Annotated in this window: 18 protein-coding genes; 9 read left to right on the forward strand and 9 right to left on the reverse strand. The window is 67.2% G+C overall.

Annotated features, from left to right (window positions below; genetic code table 11):
• Positions 1 to 39 precede the first annotated feature (39 nt).
• The 3 genes from pheA to N5D45_RS03615 all read right to left on the reverse strand — a co-directional run bounded on the left by pheA (position 40) and on the right by N5D45_RS03615 (position 3,441).
• Positions 40 to 1,251, reverse strand: coding sequence for a prephenate dehydratase (pheA, locus tag N5D45_RS03605; protein WP_279938486.1), 1,212 nt, complete (start codon positions 1,249 to 1,251; stop codon positions 40 to 42).
• Positions 1,252 to 1,296: 45 nt separating this feature from the next.
• Complete coding sequence (gene serC / locus N5D45_RS03610) at positions 1,297 to 2,382, reverse strand: 3-phosphoserine/phosphohydroxythreonine transaminase (protein WP_164191434.1); 1,086 nt, start codon at positions 2,380 to 2,382, stop codon at positions 1,297 to 1,299.
• Between the two features lie 252 nt (positions 2,383 to 2,634).
• On the reverse strand, positions 2,635 to 3,441 hold the full coding sequence (locus N5D45_RS03615; RefSeq protein ID WP_010480552.1) for an FHA domain-containing protein: 807 nt from the start codon (positions 3,439 to 3,441) through the stop codon (positions 2,635 to 2,637).
• 125 nt (positions 3,442 to 3,566) lie between these two features.
• Here N5D45_RS03615 and N5D45_RS03620 point away from each other — a divergent pair, with 125 nt between their 5' ends.
• The 3 genes from N5D45_RS03620 (at position 3,567) to N5D45_RS03630 (ending at position 5,662) form a co-directional block, all read left to right on the forward strand.
• Positions 3,567 to 3,842 (forward strand): polyhydroxyalkanoic acid system family protein, encoded by a 276-nt coding sequence (locus N5D45_RS03620; RefSeq protein ID WP_005417302.1) that lies wholly within the window; start codon positions 3,567 to 3,569, stop codon positions 3,840 to 3,842.
• Between the two features lie 81 nt (positions 3,843 to 3,923).
• Positions 3,924 to 4,415: a phasin family protein gene (locus N5D45_RS03625; RefSeq protein ID WP_057503313.1), complete on the forward strand. Its 492-nt coding sequence runs from the start codon at positions 3,924 to 3,926 to the stop codon at positions 4,413 to 4,415.
• 236 nt (positions 4,416 to 4,651) lie between these two features.
• Positions 4,652 to 5,662 carry a restriction endonuclease gene (locus N5D45_RS03630; RefSeq protein WP_057503314.1) on the forward strand — a complete coding sequence of 337 codons (1,011 nt, stop codon included), beginning with the start codon at positions 4,652 to 4,654 and terminating at the stop codon, positions 5,660 to 5,662.
• 101 nt (positions 5,663 to 5,763) lie between these two features.
• Here N5D45_RS03630 and hutC read toward each other — a convergent pair whose 3' ends face one another.
• Complete coding sequence (hutC, locus tag N5D45_RS03635; RefSeq protein ID WP_049412977.1) at positions 5,764 to 6,492, reverse strand: histidine utilization repressor; 729 nt, start codon at positions 6,490 to 6,492, stop codon at positions 5,764 to 5,766.
• A 27-nt stretch (positions 6,493 to 6,519) separates the two neighbouring features.
• Positions 6,520 to 7,890, reverse strand: coding sequence for a formimidoylglutamate deiminase (locus N5D45_RS03640; protein ID WP_134958638.1), 1,371 nt, complete (start codon positions 7,888 to 7,890; stop codon positions 6,520 to 6,522).
• A gap of 67 nt (positions 7,891 to 7,957) precedes the next feature.
• Here N5D45_RS03640 and hutI point away from each other — a divergent pair, with 67 nt between their 5' ends.
• The 6 genes from hutI (at position 7,958) to N5D45_RS03670 (ending at position 17,146) form a co-directional block, all read left to right on the forward strand.
• Positions 7,958 to 9,181 carry an imidazolonepropionase gene (hutI, locus tag N5D45_RS03645; protein WP_057503351.1) on the forward strand — a complete coding sequence of 408 codons (1,224 nt, stop codon included), beginning with the start codon at positions 7,958 to 7,960 and terminating at the stop codon, positions 9,179 to 9,181.
• Positions 9,178 to 10,719 (forward strand): histidine ammonia-lyase, encoded by a 1,542-nt coding sequence (gene hutH, locus N5D45_RS03650; protein WP_197657132.1) that lies wholly within the window; start codon positions 9,178 to 9,180, stop codon positions 10,717 to 10,719. Before hutI ends, hutH begins: the two co-directional genes overlap by 4 nt.
• Entirely contained in the window at positions 10,716 to 11,570 is an 855-nt protein-coding gene (hutG, locus tag N5D45_RS03655; protein WP_057503317.1) for an N-formylglutamate deformylase, read from the forward strand. The genes hutH and hutG overlap by 4 nt, the downstream gene beginning before the upstream one ends.
• Positions 11,567 to 13,234 (forward strand): urocanate hydratase, encoded by a 1,668-nt coding sequence (gene hutU, locus N5D45_RS03660; protein ID WP_057503318.1) that lies wholly within the window; start codon positions 11,567 to 11,569, stop codon positions 13,232 to 13,234. The genes hutG and hutU overlap by 4 nt, the downstream gene beginning before the upstream one ends.
• 165 nt (positions 13,235 to 13,399) lie before the next feature.
• Entirely contained in the window at positions 13,400 to 14,836 is a 1,437-nt protein-coding gene (locus tag N5D45_RS03665) for a serine hydrolase domain-containing protein (protein WP_057503319.1), read from the forward strand.
• Between the two features lie 198 nt (positions 14,837 to 15,034).
• Positions 15,035 to 17,146 (forward strand): TonB-dependent receptor, encoded by a 2,112-nt coding sequence (locus N5D45_RS03670; protein WP_228354649.1) that lies wholly within the window; start codon positions 15,035 to 15,037, stop codon positions 17,144 to 17,146.
• 46 nt (positions 17,147 to 17,192) lie between these two features.
• Here N5D45_RS03670 and N5D45_RS03675 read toward each other — a convergent pair whose 3' ends face one another.
• From N5D45_RS03675 to N5D45_RS03690, 4 genes are all read right to left on the reverse strand, one after another.
• Positions 17,193 to 17,711 carry a hypothetical protein gene (locus N5D45_RS03675; RefSeq protein ID WP_057503321.1) on the reverse strand — a complete coding sequence of 173 codons (519 nt, stop codon included), beginning with the start codon at positions 17,709 to 17,711 and terminating at the stop codon, positions 17,193 to 17,195.
• A 13-nt stretch (positions 17,712 to 17,724) separates the two neighbouring features.
• Positions 17,725 to 18,246 (reverse strand): hypothetical protein, encoded by a 522-nt coding sequence (locus N5D45_RS03680; protein ID WP_057503322.1) that lies wholly within the window; start codon positions 18,244 to 18,246, stop codon positions 17,725 to 17,727.
• A gap of 351 nt (positions 18,247 to 18,597) precedes the next feature.
• Positions 18,598 to 19,443 (reverse strand): hypothetical protein, encoded by an 846-nt coding sequence (locus tag N5D45_RS03685; RefSeq protein ID WP_057503323.1) that lies wholly within the window; start codon positions 19,441 to 19,443, stop codon positions 18,598 to 18,600.
• Between the two features lie 52 nt (positions 19,444 to 19,495).
• The gene (locus N5D45_RS03690) at positions 19,496 to 20,275 is read right to left on the reverse strand and encodes a hypothetical protein (protein ID WP_164191417.1); all 780 of its coding nucleotides are present in this window, start codon (positions 20,273 to 20,275) and stop codon (positions 19,496 to 19,498) included.
• Positions 20,276 to 20,372: the final 97 nt, after the last annotated feature.

Below are 20,372 nucleotides of genomic sequence, written 5' to 3' on the forward strand. Positions count from 1 at the left end.
TGCATCAGGGAGCGGCGGCTGTTGCCGCCGCAGCAGCACTCAGGGCACGGCCACCGGGTAGGAGCCGAGCACCTTGATCTGCGCCGAGTGCGCTTCCAGTTCGGCCAGCGCAGCCTGCATCGGCGCGTCGTCGATGTGGCCGGCCAGGTCGATGAAGAAGCCGTACTCCCACTTGCCGTGGTGCGACGGCCGCGACTCGATGCGGTTCATGCTGATGCCGTGGCGGGCGAACGGGCTGAGCACGTCGAACAGCGCACCGGGCTTGTCATGGATGAACACCAGCACCGAGGTGCGGTCGTGGCCGGAGGTCGGGAAAATGTTGCGGCCCACCACCAGGAAACGGGTGGTGTTGTCGGCATCGTTCTGGATCGGTTTGGTGACCACCTTCTTCAGGCCGTACACATGGCCGGCGCTCTCGCCGCCGATGGCCGCCGCGTCGTCGGCGTTGCGCGCACGACGCGCACCTTCGGCGTTGCTGGATACCGGAATCTTTTCGGCCTTCGGCAGGTTCGCGCGCAGCCACGACGAGGTCTGCATGAACGACTGCGGGTGCGCGTAGATGCGCTCGATGTCCTCGATGCGGCCGCTGCGCGACATCAGGTACTGCTGCACGCGCAGTTCCACTTCGCCACAGATCTTCAGGTTGGAGGTCAGGAACATGTCCAGAGTGATCTGGATGGTGCCCTGCCCCGAATTCTCCACCGGCACCACGCCGAAATCGGCGTTGCCCGCTTCCACTTCCTGAAACACCTCCTCGATGCTGGCCATCGGCAGGCCCAGCGCGGAGCGGCCGAAGTGCTTGAGCACCGCCTGCTGGCTGAAGGTGCCTTCCGGGCCGAGGTAGCCGATCTTCAGCGGCTCCTGCTGGGCCAGGCAGGCCGACATGATCTCGCGGTAGACGTGCACCAGCAGTTCATCGCTGAGCGGACCTTCGTTACGGTCCACCACCATGCGTAGCACCTGCGCTTCGCGCTCGGGGCGGTAGTAGTCGACGGCGGCGGCGAGCTTGCCCTTGGCCTTGCCGACCTGATGGGCGAAGCGCGCGCGCTCAGCGATCAGGTTCTGGATGTCACGGTCGATCTGGTCGATCTTCGAGCGCACATCGGCCAGCGCCAGCGGCGCCAGGGTAGGCGCCGGATTCGACGCGGCCTTGGACGTGCTCTTGCCCTTGGCCTTGGTGGAGGCGCTGTCCTTGGCCGGTTCGGCCTTCTTCGGCGCCTTCTTGCTGGATTTGCTGCTTGCCATCGGAATTCCTTGTTGCGGGGCACGCACCCGACGGTGCGCGCCGTTCATTGCTCAACCGTGACGCTGCTGGAAATCAGCCATGAAGGCGACCAGCGCCTCGGCCCCGGCCAGCGGCATGGCGTTGTACAGCGAGGCACGGATGCCCCCGACCACCTTGTGTCCCTTCAGCGCCAGCAGGCCGGCGGCCTTGGCTTCGGCGACGAAGCGGGCATCGAGCTCGGCATCGGGCAGGAAGAACGGGATGTTCATCCGCGAACGGGCCGCATGTGCGACCTCATTGCGGTAGAAGCCGCCGGAGCCGTCGATGGCGCCGTACACCAGCGCGGCCTTGGCGGCGTTGCGCTTGGCGAACTCGGCCACCCCACCTTCTGCCAGCATCCACTTGAACACCAGGCCGGCCAGGTACCAGTTCCAGGTGGGCGGCGTGTTGAGCATCGAATCACGGGCGACGTGCGAGCGGTAATCGAAGATGTCCGCACGTGGCTGGCCACTGCGCTCGAGCAGGTCGCGGCGGATGATCATCACCGCGATGCCGACCGGGCCCAGGTTTTTCTGCGCGCCGGCGTAGATCACGCCATAACGGCGCACATCCAGCGGTTCGCTGGCGATGGACGAGCTGAAGTCCACGATCAGCGGAACGTTGCCGGTGTCGGGCACATCACGGAACTCGACGCCGTGGATGGTCTCGTTGGCGGTGATGTGCACGTAGGCGGCATCGGGCGACAGCTGCCAGTCGGCACGCGCCGGCAGTTCGCGGTAGCCGTTGGCCTCGCTGCTGGCGGCGATGTTGACGTCGACGTAGACACCGGCCTGCTTGACCGCGGTCTTGCCCCAGTGGCCACTGACCACGTAATCGGCACGCTGCCCCGGGGCAGCGAAGTTGAGCGGGATCAGCGCCTGCTGGGTGGTGGCACCACCGGACAGGAACAGCACCGCATAGTCTTCGGGGATATCGAGCAGGCGACGCAGGTCAGCCTCGGCCTCGGCGGCCACGGACATGAATTCCGCACCGCGATGGCTCATTTCCACGATCGAGGCACCGGTACCGTGCCAGTCCAGCATTTCCGCCTGCGCCTGGCGCAGGACCGATTCCGGCAAGGTTGCAGGGCCGGCACTGAAGTTGAACGCGCGCGTCATGTCACACCTGTGGGGCAAGACCCCTAGTATGCCGCAGTGCACCAGCCTTGCGGCCTTGTGGCGCAAGGGAAATTTGGTTTCATTGGAATCCATTGGCCACCCGCATGGCGCCGGTAGTCGCCGACCTTGGTCGGCGTACGCCGTCAGGCGTCATTCCCGCCGAAGGAGCGTGCCGACCAAGGTCGGCACCTACGGGAAGCGGGTGGGCACACGCCGGGTGGGTAGCGTCGGGCCATGCCCGGCGGATTCAGATCAGCGCGCGCCGAACCAGAGCAGCAGGCTGAGCAGCGCGGCCAGCAGCAGCGCACTGACCAGCAGCCACGGCCAGCGCCGGACCTTGCGCGGCACGGCCGGCAGCACCGGCGCCTGCTCGGCGTCCTGGCTGGACTCGTCTTCATCCGGCAGCGGGCGCCGGCGCGGGTCATGCGGCACTTCCAGCACGAACCGGTGCTGGCCATCGAACACTACCTGGTCGCCCGCCTGCAGCCAGCAGTGGCGCACGGCCACACCGTTGACCCGGGTGCCGTCGGCACTGCCCAGGTCACGCAGCAGCACGCGCTCGCCGTGCACTTCCACGCGGGCGTGCTGTTCGGCGAAGGCCGGTTCATTGATCTCGATGTCAGCGTCGCCGCCGCGGCCGATCAGGCGGGACCGCGACAGCGTGAAGCTGCGGCCATGGTGCAGGCCACCGACACCGCGCAGCAGGCGCTGCTGCTCATCGGAGCCGTCGTCGTTCTTCGGCGCAGGCGCCTGCAGCAGGCTCTCGACCTCGCCCTGCAGGACCATTTCCACGCCGTCCACATACACCGCATCGCCGGCACGCAGCAGCGCCATGCGCCGCACCGGGCGACCGTTCACATGAATGCCGCGGATACCGTTGCCGACCTGCAGCCAGAGGCCGCGATCATCCACGCAGAACTGCGCCAGCAGCAGGGCACCATGGCCGGCGTCGCCGAGCCGCACACTGCCGTTGGCCTGGCGCACGATGCGTTGCACCCCGGGCCGCAGCGGCTGGTCGGGCTGTTGTTGTTGACTGAAGTGGACAAGCAGGTTCTGCACGCGGCGCAGCCTAGCAGGTTGGCCGCCAACGAAGAAGAACCCACGATGAGTGCTTGGCGCGGAGGCCCGCGATGCGCACAATGCTCGCCCTCATTGATCATCCCCGCCCTGCGCCAGGAGCCTGCATGTCCACCATCGATGTCCGCCACGCCCACGCCCTGCCCGACGCACAGGCGCGCGCCGCGATCGAACAGGTTGCCGCCAAGTTGTCCGAGCGCTTCGGCCTGAAGTCGTCCTGGACTGCCGACGTACTGAATTTCTCCGGCAGCGGCGTGGACGGTGCGATCGAACTGCAGCCGGGCGCCGTGCGCGTGACCGCCAAGCTGGGCTTCCTGCTGTCGGCGATGAAGGGCATGGTCGAAGGCGAGATCCAGCGCGTGCTGAAGGAAAAGCTGGGCTGAACCCCGGCGGCGGCCATCACGGCCGTGCAACGCCAACGCGCGCTACTCTCGGGGGCAGGCCCAACTCCCACGGGAAGTGCGATGAACCAGTACGAAAACGATGACCGCCGCAACGACGACGCCTCGTTCGGTGACCAGGCCGAGCGCTTCTCGCGCAAGCTGAGTGACTCGGCGCAGCAGGTCTGGCTGGCCGGCCTGGGCGCTCTTGGCCGTGCACAGGCCGAAGGCAGCCGCTTCTTCGACGGCCTGGTGAAGGAAGGCGAAGCCTGGGAAGCCCGCCGCCGTGAACGCAACGGCGAACAGGGCCCGGGCTGGCGCGACAACGTTGAAACCTCGCTGGACGAGGCCCGCGAGAAGGCCTCCGGCACCTGGAACAAGGTTGAAAAGGCGTTCGACGATCAGGTGCAGGGCGTACTCAAGCGCCTGCACGTACCCACCGCCGACGAGGTGACTGCGCTGGAGGCGCGCATCGATGCCCTGCAGGCGCGCCTGGTCAAGCTGGAGAACCGCGACGCCTCGGGCACTGATGCACCTGCACCGGGCAGCCATCAGTCGCCAGGCAGCGTGCCCTGACCGGCCATTGTTGCAATGCAATAAATTTTGATTGACAATCGCGAGCAACCCGCCAATCGCTTCGGCTGCCGTTTGTTCCCTCCCCTCACGGCTTCAGGATTGGCGGGTTTTTCGTGCCTGCGGTATTCCGAACTGCGCGTTCCATCACGCTTCCTGTCAGGAACATCCTGACTCAGCGGCACGGCGCGACCTTTACACTGTCGCCTTCGCATTCGCCCCTTCCGCGCACCTCCTGCATGCTCCCTTGGATCCTGGCCCTGCTGTCGGCCCTGTTTACCTGTTCCCTGGCCGTTGTCTATCTGTGGTGGATCAAACGGCGGCAGAAGGAGATGCAACTCGGCCTGCAGGCCCTGGCTGGCATGCACTGGCGCGAATTCTCGGTACTGGTCAAGCGCATGCTGCGCGAGCAGCGCGGCCTGCGCGAACTGGATGACCCAGGCGAGGAATCCCGTGAGCCCAGCAGCGATTTCCTGCTCAGTGACGGCCCCAACAGCTGGCTGGTGTCGTGCAAGCACGGCCTGGCCTACCGCATCGGCACCGCTGCAGTGAACGAACTGGGTGCGGCCGCGCGCCTGGCCGGCGCCAAGGGCGGCGTGCTGCTGACCGAAGGCCGGATCGAACGCGACGGCCGCAACGCCGCCGAGAAGCAGGCGGTCGAGGTGCTGGACGGCCCGCGCCTGTGGCCGCTGCTGCAACCCTATCTACCGGCGGAAATCGAAACCCGTGTGCGCGCCAGCGCCCGCCATGAAGCCCTGCGCCGGATCGCCATTGCCGCGCTCGGCGCGGTCACGCTGGGCCTGCTGGTGGGATTGAGCCTGCAAGGGCTGCACGTGCAGGACGCCCCGCCCGTTGCCGAGGTGGCGGTCGCCCCCGCGCCGGTTGCGCCTGCGGTTGAAGCGGCGCCCGAACCGGCGCCGGACCCCGCCACCATGCCGCCGGCCGCTACGCCTGCACCGGCCGCGCCCTCAACCGATGCGCGCAGCAACCCCAACCCGGATGCCGCTACGCTGGAGCGCTTCCAGGCCGATCTGTCCCGTGCCTTGGCCGGCAAGCCCGGCATCGCCAGCGGTGTCTGGTTGACCCGGCAGACGCTGGCGATCAACCGCACCGGCGAGCTGGACGCGGTGTGGCCGCAGGTCTGCGAGGAAGTGCTGCACTACCCCGCCCTGCGCAACGTGCGCATCCAGCTCAATGCCCGCCCCGGTGTGGATGAGCCGGTGCGCTGGCGCCAATGCGCCACGTATTGATGGGGCAGCATCCACGCATGGCGTGGATCTACCAGGGATTCACACGCGTCGGATAATCCCAACCGGGATTCAGTAGATCCACGCCATGCGTGGATACGCCTCTAGCGCGCCCCAGGCGCGAAGCGCGCAACCAGGTCCCAGGCATCGCCGAGGAACACCTGGCGCACGCGGGTGATCGGCTGCTCACCGCGCCAGGTCAGGCGCTCGATCACCAGACAGGCGGTACCGGGCTTCACATCGAGCAGCTTGGCGGTGACAGCATCCGCGCCCCAGGCACTGATGCGGTGCTGGGCGCGGGTCCACGACACGTTCTGCAGCAGCCAGCTGCCCGGCGCGGTAGTGCTGAAATCGACCTCCAGCACCTCGGGCACGCCGACGGGGCTGATCAGGCGATGCTCCAGCGCCAGCGGGCGGCCATCGGCCAGGTGCAGGCAACGCATCGCCAACAGCATTTCGCTGCCGGCCAGTTCCACTTCGCCGGCATTGCCCACTTCAGCCAGACGCAGCTCGCGCTGCAGCAGCCGGTAGCCGTACTGATGCCCGCGCGAACCGACCTCCATCGCAATGTCCGGAATTTCCAACGCCACCTGCTCCAGGTGCGGGGGTTGCCGCGCCACGAACGAACCCGCACGACGGCGACGTTCGATCATGCCGCTCTCGGCCAGCGCGGTCAGCACCTTGTTCACCGTCATCCGCGAGCAGCCGTACTGCTCCATCAGCTCGTGTTCGTATGGAATGCGGAAGCCCGGCGCCCATTCTCCGCTGAGGATGCGGCTTTCCAGATCGCTGCGGATACGCTGGTTGAGCGTGGCGGACTTGCTGGCCTTCACGTAATGGGGTCCCGGTGGCGGAGGCGATCAGCCCAGCACGCCCTTCAGGGCGGCGGCGAAGGCGGTGGTGATCGCCTCGCGCTGCAGGTGGCGGCCCTCGGCCACGCATTGGCGGCCATGGCGCCAGACCGATCGCAGCGCGCCATTACGTGCGGCGAACACCCAGCTGTCAAGCCATGCGTCATCCTGTCGCGCCTGCAGCGCCGGGTGCGCGGCGTCCAGTTCGACCAGATCGGCACTGGCACCGACCTGCAGGCCAGCGGCCACGCCCAGCGCCTGCGACCCACCGTGCAGTGCGCCTTCGAACAGGAAGCGGCCGGTGCTGCGGGTGGCGTCCGGGGCCAGCACATTGCGCCCACGCAGGGTCAGGCGTTGGCCGTATTCGAGCAGGCGCAGTTCTTCGGCGGCATCGATCAGCACGTTGGAATCGGAGCCGACACCGAAACGGCCACCCTCGCGCGCGAACGCCTGCATCGGGAACAGACCGTCGCCCAGGTTGGCTTCGGTGATCGGGCACAGGCCGGCCACGGCCTGGCTGGCCACGATGGCGGCACGCTCGTCGTCGGTGATGTGGGTGGCGTGCACCAGGCACCAACGCGCATCGACCGGTGCGTGGTCGTACAGCCACTGCACCGGGCGCTGGCCGCTCCACGCCAGGCAGGCCTCGACTTCACGCATCTGCTCGGCGATATGGATGTGCACCGGGCCATCGGTGAGCGGCAACAACGCACCCAGTTCCTCGCCCGTGACAGCGCGCAGGCTGTGCGGTGCGATGCCGAGCACCGCATCGGGCAGCGCGGCCAATGCCGGCTTGGCGGCATCCAGCAACTGCGCGAAGCCGTCCACATCGTGGATCAGGCGACGCTGAGCGGGATTCGGCGCTGCCCCGCCGAAATCGGCATGCGCATAGAACACCGGCAGCAGGGTCAGGCCGATGCCGGTCTGATCGGCCGCCGCCGCGATCCGGGCACTCATCTCGGCGCGGTTGGCATAGGCGCGGCCGTCGGCATCGTGGTGCAGGTAGTGGAATTCGCCGACGCGGGTGAAGCCGCTTTCCAGCATTTCCATGTAGGCCTGGGCGGCGATGGCCTGCACAGCGTCCGGGCGCAGATGGGCCAGGAAGCGGTACATCAGTTCGCGCCAGCTCCAGAAGCTGTCACCGTCACCGCCGCCGATCTCGGTCAGGCCGGCCATGCCGCGCTGGAAGGCGTGGCTGTGCAGGTTGGGCAGGCCCGGCACCAGGATGCCGACGCGGGTGTCACCGTCCTGCGCGCCCTGCCCCGTGCTGATCGCGGTGATGCGGCCGTCCTGAACCTGCAGGCGGACATCACGGGCCCAGCCCTCGGCCAGCAGGGCGTGGGCGGCATGGAAACAGTGCGGGGAACGCGAATCGGACATGGCTGGACAACCCGAAATGGACGCCTATATTGTATAGACATATAAGCACAGCCGCGTTGTGGATGCCATGCACGTCGAAACCCTCTGGTCCAACGTCCACCTGATCACCCTTGATGGCGAGGGGCTGGGTGTCATCCGCGATGGCGTGCTGGCCTGCGCCGACGGCCGCATCGTCCATGTCGGCCCGGCCGGCAGCGACGCCCACCTGCAGCCGACCACCCGCATTGACGGCGAGGGCCGCTGGATATCGCCGGGCCTGATCGACTGCCACACCCACCTGGTCTACGCCGGCAACCGCGCCAACGAATTCGAGCAGCGCCTGCAGGGCGTCAGCTATGCCGACATCGCCCGTGCCGGCGGCGGCATCGTCTCCACCGTGCGCGCCACCCGTGCCGCCACACCGGAACAGCTGGCCCGCGAAAGCCGGCCGCGCCTGCTGGCAATGCGCGCCGAGGGCGTGACCACCCTTGAGATCAAGTCCGGCTACGGCCTGACCCTGCCCGACGAACGCAAGCAGCTGCAGGTGGCGCGTGCATTGGGTGAGGAATGCCGGGTCAACGTGGTGACCACCTTCCTCGGCGCGCACGCAATTCCGCCAGGCCGCGAAGCACAGGAGTACACCGATGAGGTGTGCAACGTGATGATTCCGGCCATCGCCGCCGAAGGCCTGGCCGAGGCGGTGGACGTGTTCTGCGAGAACATCGCCTTCTCGCCGGCGCAGGCGCGGCAGGTCTTCGAAGCGGCGCGCGCCAACGGGCTGGCGGTGAAGATCCACGCCGAGCAGCTGAGCAACCAGCATGGCGCCGAACTGGCCGCCAGCTTCGGCGCACTGTCGGCCGACCATATCGAACATCTGGATGACGCCGGCATCGCCGCGATGGCGGCGGCCGGCACTGTCGCTGTGCTGCTGCCGGGCGCGTTCTATTTCACCCGCGATACCACCCTGCCGCCGATCGCTGCATTGCGCGCGGCCGGCGTGCCGCTGGCGCTGGCCACCGACAGCAACCCCGGCACCTCGCCGCTGACCAGCCCGCTGCTGGCGATGAACATGGGCGCCACCCTGTTCCGCCTGACCGTGGACGAATGCATCGCCGGCTTCACCCGTGAAGCGGCGCGCGCACTGGGCCATGGCGAGCGTATCGGTCGCCTGGCCGTCGGCATGGACTGCGACCTGGCGATCTGGGACATCGACGCCCCCGCCGACCTGGTCTATCGCATTGGATTCAACCCGCTGCACGCGCGCGTGGTGCGCGGGCAGCCCGACCTGCCTGCCTCCTGGAGCAACACATGAGCAACACCCTGGTTCTTCGCCCCGGCCATGTCACTCTCGCCCAGTGGCGGCAGATCTATCGCGGCGCGCCGCTGGCACTGGATCCGGCCGCGCTGCCGGTAGTGCGCGCCAGTGCTGCTGCAGTCGCCGCCATCGTCGCCAAGGGTGCGCCGGTGTATGGCATCAACACCGGCTTCGGCAAGCTGGCCAGCGTGCGCATCGAGCGCGAGGACCTGGCCACCCTGCAGCGGAACATCGTGCTCTCGCACGCTGCTGGCGTGGGCGAACCGATGCCGGCCAGCGTGGTGCGGCTGATGATGGCGCTGAAGCTGGTCAGCCTCGCGCAGGGCGCTTCCGGCGTGCGCGAGGAAACCCTGCTGCTGCTCGAAGCGATGCTGGTCAGGGGCGTGCTGCCGGTGGTACCGGCGCAGGGTTCGGTCGGCGCCTCGGGCGACCTCGCGCCGCTCTCGCATCTGGCCAGCGTGATGCTGGGTGTCGGCGAGGCGTTCATTGGTGACGAACGCCTGCCCGCAACCGACGCACTGGCGCGTGCCGGCCTGCAGCCGATCGAACTGGGCGCGAAGGAAGGCCTGGCGCTGCTCAACGGCACCCAGTTCTCCACCGCCTACGCGCTGGCCGGCCTGTTCGAGATCGAAACCGTGTTCCAGGCGGCACTTGTCACCGGCGCGTTGTCGGTGGAAGCGGCCAAGGGCTCGGACACCCCGTTCGATCCGCGCATCCATGCCATCCGTGGCCAGCGCGGGCAGATCGCCACAGCGGCCACGCTGCGCACCCTGATGCAGGGCTCGGACATCCGCGAATCACACCGTGACAACGACGTGCGCGTGCAGGATCCGTACTGCCTGCGCTGCCAGCCGCAGGTGATGGGCGCGGCGCTGGACATCCTGCGCCAGGCCGCAACCACACTGGAAATTGAAGCCAACGGCGTGTCCGACAATCCGCTGGTGTTCACCGATACCGGCGAAGCGCTGTCCGGTGGCAACTTCCATGCCGAACCGGTGGCCTTCGCTGCCGACATGCTGGCGATGGCGGTGTGCGAGATCGGCTCGATCAGCGAGCGCCGCCTGGCGATGCTGGTGGACCCGGCGCTGTCCGGCCTGCCGGCGTTCCTGACCCCACGCCCGGGCCTGAATTCCGGCTTCATGATTCCGCAGGTGACCGCTGCGGCGCTGGTTTCGGAAAACAAGCAGCGTGCCTACCCGGCCAGTGTTGATTCGATCCCGACCTCGGCCAACCAGGAAGACCATGTGTCGATGGCCGCGCACGGTGCGCGCCGCCTGATGCAGATGGCCGAGAACGCCGCCAACGTGATCGGCATCGAGCTGCTGGCCGCCGCGCAGGGCTGTGATTTCCATGCCCCGCTGCGTTCCAGCGCCGCGCTGGAAACCGTGCGCGCCACCCTGCGTGCGCAGGTGCCGACGCTGGAAGAAGACCGCTACTTCCATCCGGACATGGTGACCGCCACGAATCTGGTGCGCAGCGGCGCGCTGGTGCAGGGCCTGGCCGAGCTTCTGCCAACCGTGGAACCGCAGGCATGACGACCCATCCCGAATGGCTGACCGTGCACGAGGGCGACGCCCCCCTCATCGTCAGCTTCCCGCATACCGGCAGCGAGCTGCCGCACGACCTGATCGGCGACTACCACTCGCCGTGGCTGGCACGCCGCGATGCCGACTGGTGGGTGCATGAGCTGTACGACTTCGTGCGCGGCATGGGCGCGACCACGGTGCGCTCGGCAATCTCGCGTTCGGTGATCGACCTCAACCGCGATCCCAGCGGCGTGTCGCTGTACCCGGGCCAGAACACCACCGGCCTGTGCCCGCTGACCACCTTCGACAACCAGCCGCTGTACCACGCGGGGCGCGAGCCGGATGACGCCGAGATCGCGCGGCGCCGCGACACGTATTTCCTGCCCTACCACGATGCGCTGGCCGCACAGATCACCCGCCTGCGCGCGCAGCACGGTACGGTGGTGGTGTACGACGCGCATTCGATCCGCTCGCATATTCCGCACCTGTTCGATGGCGAGCTGCCGCAGTTCAACCTCGGTACCGCCGGGCCGTCCGGCGCACCCGACACGTCCTGCGACAACGCCTTGAGCGATGTTGTGGAAAACCTGCTGAAGATCAGTGGCATGAGCCAGGTGCGCAACGGCCGCTTCAAGGGCGGCTGGATCACCCGCCACTACAGCAACATCGCCGGCGGCGTGCACAGCCTGCAGATGGAGCTGGCCTGCCGTGGCTACATGCACGAACCCCTGCCGGACCAGGTGGACGAACACAGCTGGCCCACCCCGCTCGACCCCGACCACGCCGCACCGCTGCGCCATACCCTGGCGCAGGTGCTCAACGCCTGCCTTGAATTCGCTACGAACCGGAGCGCCGCATGACCCGCAACGACCCGTCCCGCATCATCGCCGCGCCGACCGGCACTACGCTCAATGCCAAGAGCTGGCTGACCGAAGCGCCGCTGCGCATGCTGATGAACAACCTGCACCCGGATGTGGCCGAGCGGCCGCAGGAACTGGTGGTGTACGGCGGCATCGGCCGCGCCGCGCGTGACTGGGAGAGCTTCGATGCCATCGTCGAAACGCTCAAGCGCCTGGACGATGACCAGACCCTGCTGGTGCAGTCGGGCAAGCCCGTAGGCGTGTTCCGCACCCATGCCGATGCGCCACGCGTGCTGATCGCCAACTCCAACCTGGTGCCGCGCTGGGCCAATTGGGACCACTTCAACGAGCTGGATAAGAAGGGCTTGGCCATGTATGGCCAGATGACTGCCGGCAGCTGGATCTACATCGGTGCGCAGGGCATCGTGCAGGGCACCTACGAGACCTTCGTGGAAATGGGCCGCCAGCATTTCGGTGGTGACCTGACCGGCAAGTGGCTGTTCACCGGCGGCCTCGGCGGCATGGGCGGTGCACAGCCGCTGGCCGCAGTGATGGCCGGCGCCTCCTGTCTGGCGGTCGAATGCCGCAAGAGCAGCATCGACATGCGCCTGCGCACCGGTTACCTGGATACCTGGACCGACAATCTGGACGAAGCACTGCGCCTGATCGAGGAATCGTGCAAGGCCGGCACCCCGAAGTCGGTGGGCCTGCTCGGCAACGTGGCTGACGTGCTGGCCGAACTGCTGGAACGCGGCATCAAGCCGGACCTGCTGACCGACCAGACCTCCGCGCACGACCCGGTGAATGGCTACCTGCCGCAGGGCTGGACCGTCGAGCAATGGGACGAGAAACGTGTCTCTGCACCGAAGGAAGTGGAAAAGGCAGCGCGTGCTTCGATGGCTAACCACATCCGCGCCATGCTCGGCTTCCACGCACTGGGCGTGCCCACCGTGGATTACGGCAACAACCTGCGGCAGATGGCGCTGGAAGAAGGCGTAGAAAACGCGTTCGACTTCCCCGGTTTCGTGCCGGCCTACATCCGCCCGCTGTTCTGCCGTGGCATCGGTCCCTTCCGTTGGGCGGCGCTGAGCGGCGACCCGGAAGACATCGCCAAGACCGATGCCAAGGTGAAGGAGCTGATTCCGGACAACCCGCACCTGCACCGCTGGCTGGACATGGCCGCCGAAAAGATCAAGTTCCAGGGCCTGCCGGCGCGCATCTGCTGGGTCGGTCTGGGTGATCGTGATCGACTCGGCCTGGCGTTCAACGAGATGGTCGCCAACGGTGAACTGAAGGCGCCGGTGGTGATCGGCCGTGATCACCTGGACAGCGGCAGTGTGGCCTCGCCGAACCGCGAGACCGAGGCGATGGCCGACGGCTCCGACGCAGTGTCCGACTGGCCGCTGCTGAACGCTCTGCTCAACACCGCCAGCGGCGCGACCTGGGTGTCGCTGCACCACGGTGGCGGCGTCGGCATGGGCTTCTCGCAGCACGCCGGCATGGTGATCGTGTGCGACGGCACCGAGGCAGCGGCCAAGCGGATTGGCCGCGTGTTGTGGAACGACCCGGCGACCGGCGTGATGCGCCATGCCGATGCGGGTTATGAGATCGCGATCGACTGCGCGAAGGAGAAGGGGCTGGATCTGCCGGGGATTCTCGGCTGATCGCAGGGGTGCCGGCCACTGGCCGGTACTACCGCAAGGCACCTGTAGAGCCGAGCCATGCTCGGCTCAGTGCTTCCAGGGTCACGACGCCTGACCGGAAGGCTGCCGAGCATGGGCTCGGCTCTACATGCCAAGATGCGCCATCACCGCTGACGGACCACTGCGATGCATCGCGCTCTTGCCGTTGCACTTTCCTGCTTCCTGATGGCCACCCTGCCCGTTTCGGCGCGCAGTGCTCCCGACAACCTCTCGTCCCAGCTGGATACCCAACTGCAGACCAACCGCGAACGCTACGGCATCGCCGGCCAGGCCGTACTGGTCGCCCACAACGGCCAGGTGCTGTACCAGGGCGCCAGCGGCGAGCGTGATCCGGCCACCCACGCACCGGCCACCATCGATTCCATTTTCACTGCGCAGTCGATGGCCAAGCTGCTGACCAGCACGCTGGTGATGCAGTTGGTCGACCAGGGCAAGATGGATCTGGATGCGCCGGCCAGCCGCTATGTGCCGGACCTGCCGGCCGCATGGAAGACGATCCCGGTGCGCGACTTCCTCAACCACAGCTCCGGCATCGCCGAGTACTACGACCGTGTCGACAACCGCTGGGTGAGCAAGGGCTACAGCGGCGTTGCACCCAGCCTTGCGGCAGCGCTGAAGGTCGCCGCGGCCGAGTCGATGCAGTTCGCCACCGGCAGCCGCGTGCAGTACACCCAGGCCAACTACCTGGTGCTGACGGCGTTGCTGGAAGCGCACTACCGCAGGCCCTACCCGGCCATCGCACGCGAACGCATCCTGCAGCCGCTAAAGATGGCCAGCACCTCCTGGGGCGTGGCCAGCGTGCCGGCGCAGCGTGCGGCGGTGGCCTACATCGGCAAGGACGGCACCTTGCAGCCGGCCAATGAGGATCCCTGGCCGGACTACGGCTGGGGCCATGCCGATCTGCAGACCACCGTGGGCGACATGAACCGTTTCCTGCAGGCGCTGGCGACCGGCAAGCTGCTGCGCACGGCGACCCTGGAAAAGCTCTGGCAGCCGCAGAAACTGAGCGGTGGCGGCAGCAATTTCTTCTCCACCGGCTGGGACACCACCCGCAGCGACGGCTACACCCAGGTCGGTCACGATGGCGGCACCCGTGTACGTGCGCGGCTGGCCTACAAGGGCACGCTGGCCAGCGGTTACTGGGTGTTCGTGTATCTGACCAACGGCAGCGCGCGCAATGCCTGGTCGAGCACGCTGGTGGAGAGCGCGATGGCGGTGGCCGCGCCGCAGGAGTTTCCGCACGCTGTGCTGTCCGAGCGGTTGATCGGCTATGCGCTGGATGACAGCGCCGATGCGAAGCCGCTGATGCGTAGCTGGCTGCGCGACAGTAATGGCGTTCCCACCGGCGAACTGGAGCGCGCGATCAATGCCGATGGCTATGCCATTCGCGAGAGCCTTGGTGCACGCAGAGCGTTGAAGGTGTTCATGCTCAACACCGAGCTGTATCCGGATTCGGCCAACGCGTGGGACAGCCTGGCCGAGTGCCATGCGGCATTGGGCGAAAGGGAAGCGGCTGATCGGCTGTATGCGAAGGCCAAGGCGCTGGCGAAGCCCTCGCCCTAAACCCTGCTGTAGAGCCGAGCCCATGCTTGGCTGCTCTTTCGTTGCGATCGCAGGAGACCCACGCGCGCTGCGCGCGATAGCCGAGCATGGGCTCGGCTCTACATGGATGTTGCGGGCGGCCATACGCGAGCGACGGGTGACGTGACGGCGCCGACCTGTTAACTTGCGCGCCACTTTCGTGGTTTACAGCATTTCCGCATGTCGCTCTCGTCGTACCGCCCCACCCGATCACTGCTGTTCCTGGCCGTTTCCCTCGGCCTTTCCTCCACTGCCGCCGCGGCCCCGCAGGCCACCACGCTGGATGCCGTGCAGGTCACCGCTGCTGCCGATGCCAGCGCGCAGGCGCGCGAGGCGCTGAAGCGCGTACCCGGCGCCGGCAACGTCATCGACGTGGCCAAGGCCGGCAGCCGGCTGTCCAGCAGCGCCGATGTGCTGGCCTACCAGCCCGGCATCAGCGCGCAGTCGCCGGGCAACGAGGGCACCAAGATCTCGATCCGTGGCTCGGGCATCAACCGGGGCCCGGGCGCGCATGCTTCGGGCATCGCAGTGTCGATCGACGGGCTGCCGCTGACCGGCCCGGGTGGCACGCCCTACGAGCTGCTGGAACCGCTGTGGCTGTCGCGCGTCGAAGTCCTGCGCGGCGCCAACGGCTTCGAGCGCGGCGCGCTGGCGCTGGGCGGTGCCATCGACTACGTCAGCCGCAGCGGTCGCGATTCGGCGGGCGTGCAGCTGCACTACGAAGCGGGCAGCCGTGGCTACCAGAAGCGTGGCCTCAGCTGGGGTGGCGTCAGCGGTGATGTCGATTACTTCCTGGCCTACACCGATACCGAGTTCGATGGCTATCAGCGCCATGCCCGCGGTGATGGCAAGGGGGCAATGGCGAACATCGGCTGGCAGATCACGCCCGACCTGCAGACACGGTTCTTCGTGCGCTACCGCGAAACCAATCACGAAACACCCGGTCGCCTGACCCGCGACCAGATCCGCAACGATCCGCACGCCGCGAACGCGGCCAACCTGGCCATCGATGCGCGCCGCCCGCAGCCGGGCAGCACCTGGGTGGGGAACGTCACCACGCTGCAGATCGATGAGGATTCCTCGCTGCAGGCCGGGCTGGTCTACCACACGTACCCGATGGACCTGAACGAGAGCCTCTACCGGCAGCAGCTGGACTACGCCAACCTCAACGCCACGCTGGACTACCGCCATCGCCACCGGCTGTTCGGCCTGGACAGCGAAACCACGGTCGGCCTGCGCGTCACCCATGATCTGGAGGCCGATGTGCGCGAGTCGCTGCGCTTTGCCAGCAACGGCTATGCCGCCGGCACGCGTACGCGTGAGTTCCGCCACCACGGCACCGACAGCACGCTGCACGTCGGCAATACCCTCACCTTCAACGACCGCCTGCGCATGCAGACCGGGCTGGCACTGATCAGCACCCGCCGCGACGTGCAGGTGACCTGGCCGAGCAGCGGCGGCCGCCTGCGCGACCACGACTGGGACTACGCGCCGCGACTGGGCTTCACCTGGCAGCACAGCGCGCAGACGCAGTGGTTCGGCAACCTCAGCCGTTCGGTGGAGGCGCCGCACCCGTGGTCGATGATCTGGGGCTCGAACCAGTACTTCGGGCCGGGCAATGGCCCGTCTACCGGCCGCCAGCGCGCGCCGGTGCCGATGCAGAACCAGACCGCCACCACGCTGGAACTGGGCGCGCGCGGTGACGCGGCGCTGGGTCGCTGGGAACTGACCGGCTACTACGCCCACGTGAACCATGAATTGTTGAGCGTGGAGCTGCAGCCGGTACCGAACCTGTTCATCGCAGAGAACAACGCCAGCCCCACCGTGCACCGTGGCATCGAAGCCGGATTGGACAGCACACTGTGGCAGGCCGCGCCGGGGCGCCTGTCGTTGCGCCAAGCGTACACCTTCAGTGATTTCGGTTACCGCCACGATGCGCGCTTCGGCAGCAACCGCCTGCCGGGCCTGCCGCGCCACAGCTACCAGGCCGAGCTGCGCTTCGATCATGCCTCCGGCCTGTACGCCGCGCTGAACAGCGAATACGCCTCGCGCATCGCGGTGGACTACGCCAACAGCTACTGGGCCGACAGCCACGTGATCTTCGGCAGCCGCATCGGCTACGAGGCACCCGGTGGTCGCTGGCAGGCCTGGGCGGAGATGCGCAACATCGGCAACCGCCACTACGCCGCCACGGTCACGCCGGGCTACGACGACGCCGGCAAGGATGTCGCGCGCTCGACGCCAGGCGAAGGCCGTGGCGTCTATGCGGGCGTGCGCTGGCGCTTTGACTGATGGCCGCAGGCGGCGCCGGGTCTGACCCGGCGCCGTCGTTCCAGGGTCAGCCGATACGCCAGGCCGGCAGGCGTTCGCTGCGCTTCCAGATGGAAGGCGCGAAACCAATCAACACCAGCGCCGCCAGCCACTTCGGTGAGGTAGTGAGCAGTGTCGAGGTGAGCGAGCCATCGACGGGGGCGGCCATGTCCTGCCACGGGTTGTAGCCCAGGTAGACGACGCTGCCAGCCCACCACAACAACGCCAGGCCGATGCCCACCAGCAACAGAGCCAGCGTGCGGCAGGTCCAGCGCTGCGACGTGGTGCCCCATTCCCGGGACGCTGCGATCAGCAGACCCACCACCAGCAGCGATACCAGTGCAACCAGTCCAATATCGACCTTGGGCCCGATACGCTCATAGCTGCAGGCGCGGCATTGGGCCTCTTCCGCGGCAGTGGCGGCTTCGGCGCCATCGGCCTGCCCGGCTGCGGGCTGCGCCAGTGCTGCAAACGGCATCAGTACCGCCAGCAGCGTCACCATGATCCAACGAAACAACGTCCTGTTCCTGCGTGCAGCGACATCCATGCGCTCTTCCTCGTCAGTGGTTGTACGTCCAGGGCCGCAGTATGCGGCCGTCCCATACGCCGCCCAGACCCCGTTCCGAGCGGTCGGCCATCCAGCGTCCTTGTTCCCGATGCAGCACGACAAGCTCCCGGTAGACGAAATCGTCGGAACACGAATCCCGGGCGACCGCAATCATAGCCCACTGCCCATCGACGCTGAAAACAGGCCGGGTCAGATAGGCGACGTGGTCGTATGTCCGAGTCGGCCCATGCACCGTTGCCCCGTACCCCTGCTCCCGCAGCGCTCGAAGCCCCGCGCCGCCCATCCGCTGCGCACCGGCCAATGCGGCCGCAGGCACTGGCGTGGACCGGCGATTGGCGGGAACCAGGTCCGCCTGCAGCTGCAACCGCAGCGCATGGATGTCCGGCGGCCACCAATCGTCCAGCGGCAGGACCAGATCGTCCACCTCCTGGCAGATGGAGGCACTGCTGCCCGGCCAGCAATAGGGCAAGGTCTGCTCCATCACGTAGATGTCCTCCCCCACCGGGTCGGTCAACTGCGGCTGTTCCTGCGGGCGCCATTGATCAACGCGCGTGAACGGTGTCTGCGGTGCGCTGGGCACCTCGCTCAGCGACGATGGCAGAACTGGCGTTGGCTGCGGCACTGGCGGGGGTGGAGGGGGGAATGGGGGGCGCTCTGCCGGATCGCCAGCGCCATCGCCTCCGCCTGCATCTGCGCTGTTCCCAGGTTGATCGGTAGCCGACCGATCTCCTGCTGCCACCTCGGGCGCAGGCTGCAGATCCCGGCCATGAGAGCCAAAGCCGACAGCGCCGCCGCCAGCGATGCAATGCGTCGCCAGGTGATCCGTTGTTGGCAGTCACGGTCTGGCTTGAACGAGTATCTGTCATCACGACTCCGCCAACGCGGGCCACAGGCCGTGTCCAACGCTCATATGGCGGACAGGTTCCACTCGAATACGCTCCCATCCGCTCTTCCTGCGGTGCAGAAGGTAGAGGACGCGCATCGCCGTTCCTCCACTGCACAGATCCGAGGCGACCGATGCCATTGCCCAGTTCCCCTCCTGGCTGAACACAGGACGCTGCAGATAGACAACGCCCAGATCGGGATTGCCCGGGCCACCCGTGCATCCCTCGATGCCACGCGCACGCCGTTGCTGAAGCTCGTCCCACGTCATCCGTTGCGCTCGCACATGCGCAAGCTCAAACGCAAGGTCGGGTACGCGTACAGCCCGGCGGTTCGCAACCTGCAGCATCGACTCCAGATGCTGCTGCAGCTGAATGGACGCCGCACTGTCATCATCACGCCATTCCACGACGCTGTGACGAACCTGGCAGACAGGGGCGGGGTCTCCTTCGCCACAGGTAGGCGCAGTCCATTCCATCACGACAAATGGCATGTCGGGCTCCCAGCCGCGCGGCTCGAAGTGTGCTGGCGCGACATCTTCCAGCGGCACTGCCGCGGTCGCGGATCCACTCTTACCGGTCAGCATCGGGGAGAAGATTCCCTTGATTGGAATCGGTGGTTCCGGCGGCTTCCCTGGTGGTGTCGGTCGCAGGTCGATGAGCTCTGCCATCACTTCGGCCTGCATCCGTGCCGTTCCCAGATTGATCGGAGGCGGGCCGACTGCCTGCCGCCATTGCGGGCGCACGCTGGCGATCAGCGCTACGACTGCAACCATCGATAGAACGACCGTTGTGGCCAGGACGCGTTTCCGTGCAATGCGCTGTCGCATGAAGTTCCTGGAAGAAATGAAGCAGGTTGGGATATCGGCCGGGGACGTGACGCTACAGCGCTTGAATGACCTGCAGCAGATGGGTCGCATCTGGCGCGACTTCCTGCGCGAGCCAACCCAGCACCACGAAGAACAGCAGCAGGCCGAGCAGCGGCCAGATCGTGTGCGTCACGCATACCCGCCACCACCCCTGCTCGTGCATGCCCTGCATGCGCAGGTACAGGCCACTGGCAATGGCCGCGTCCACCAGCAATTCGGCCATCAGCACCGGTGCCGACCACACCACCCACACGCTCGCCAGCAGGACGGACGCCACCAGCGCGACGATGCCGAGGATCGCCAGCAACGGCAGGCCCGCTTCGTCTTCGGCCAGGCCGGTCAACGGCAGCTCACCGGCATCGCCGCCGCCGGCCTGCGCCGACTCATTCCACGAAGCTGACGCGCCGCCACCTCCAGAACGGCCACCGACGCCGCCCCACGGTGATTCCACGGTACTTCCGCGAGGTGAAGGGCTGCCACTGCCCACATCCGGCGACAGGCCATCCAGCACGTTGTCCCAGCGCCAGCGGATCCAGATCCACATCAGCAGCAGGAACACGCCATAGGCCAGCAATACGGCCATCGGGTAGCGAAGCAGCATCGCGTCGATACCGGCCAGACGCAGCAGGTGCGAGGCAAGGAAACCGGCCGCACCGGTCAGGGCCACGATCAGTGCCATCTGCAGGCGTGGCCAGCCGCGTTCCCGCAGGTGTTGCCGTGCGCGCACAAGCTCACCGGCGCGGTTCACCGGCAACTTCAGCGGGCTCCGCGCAAAGAAACGGGTGCGTTTCATCGGCACCACCGGGTGCCGCGGATCGTGGAGCGTGGAAGCTCAAGAACCTGATACAGCATGCGGACATCCTTGCCGGGCACGCGCGGGTAGTGTTGCG

Source organism: Stenotrophomonas sp. GD03819 (assembly GCF_029841665.1).
Lineage (GTDB): Bacteria > Pseudomonadota > Gammaproteobacteria > Xanthomonadales > Xanthomonadaceae > Stenotrophomonas > Stenotrophomonas geniculata.

Excerpts from the sequence above, each read along its gene's own strand:
- serC (WP_164191434.1), bottom strand. The coding sequence starts at position 2,382 with ATGACGCGCGCGTTCAACTTCAGTGCCGGCCCTGCAACCTTGCCGGAA.
- N5D45_RS03620 (WP_005417302.1), top strand. The coding sequence starts at position 3,567 with ATGTCCACCATCGATGTCCGCCACGCCCACGCCCTGCCCGACGCACAG.
- N5D45_RS03625 (WP_057503313.1), top strand. The coding sequence starts at position 3,924 with ATGAACCAGTACGAAAACGATGACCGCCGCAACGACGACGCCTCGTTC.
- N5D45_RS03630 (WP_057503314.1), top strand. The coding sequence starts at position 4,652 with ATGCTCCCTTGGATCCTGGCCCTGCTGTCGGCCCTGTTTACCTGTTCC.
- N5D45_RS03640 (WP_134958638.1), bottom strand. The coding sequence starts at position 7,890 with ATGTCCGATTCGCGTTCCCCGCACTGTTTCCATGCCGCCCACGCCCTG.
- hutI (WP_057503351.1), top strand. The coding sequence starts at position 7,958 with ATGCACGTCGAAACCCTCTGGTCCAACGTCCACCTGATCACCCTTGAT.
- hutH (WP_197657132.1), top strand. The coding sequence starts at position 9,178 with ATGAGCAACACCCTGGTTCTTCGCCCCGGCCATGTCACTCTCGCCCAG.
- hutG (WP_057503317.1), top strand. The coding sequence starts at position 10,716 with ATGACGACCCATCCCGAATGGCTGACCGTGCACGAGGGCGACGCCCCC.
- hutU (WP_057503318.1), top strand. The coding sequence starts at position 11,567 with ATGACCCGCAACGACCCGTCCCGCATCATCGCCGCGCCGACCGGCACT.
- N5D45_RS03665 (WP_057503319.1), top strand. The coding sequence starts at position 13,400 with ATGCATCGCGCTCTTGCCGTTGCACTTTCCTGCTTCCTGATGGCCACC.
- N5D45_RS03670 (WP_228354649.1), top strand. The coding sequence starts at position 15,035 with ATGTCGCTCTCGTCGTACCGCCCCACCCGATCACTGCTGTTCCTGGCC.
- N5D45_RS03675 (WP_057503321.1), bottom strand. The coding sequence starts at position 17,711 with ATGGATGTCGCTGCACGCAGGAACAGGACGTTGTTTCGTTGGATCATG.
- N5D45_RS03685 (WP_057503323.1), bottom strand. The coding sequence starts at position 19,443 with ATGCGACAGCGCATTGCACGGAAACGCGTCCTGGCCACAACGGTCGTT.
- N5D45_RS03690 (WP_164191417.1), bottom strand. The coding sequence starts at position 20,275 with ATGAAACGCACCCGTTTCTTTGCGCGGAGCCCGCTGAAGTTGCCGGTG.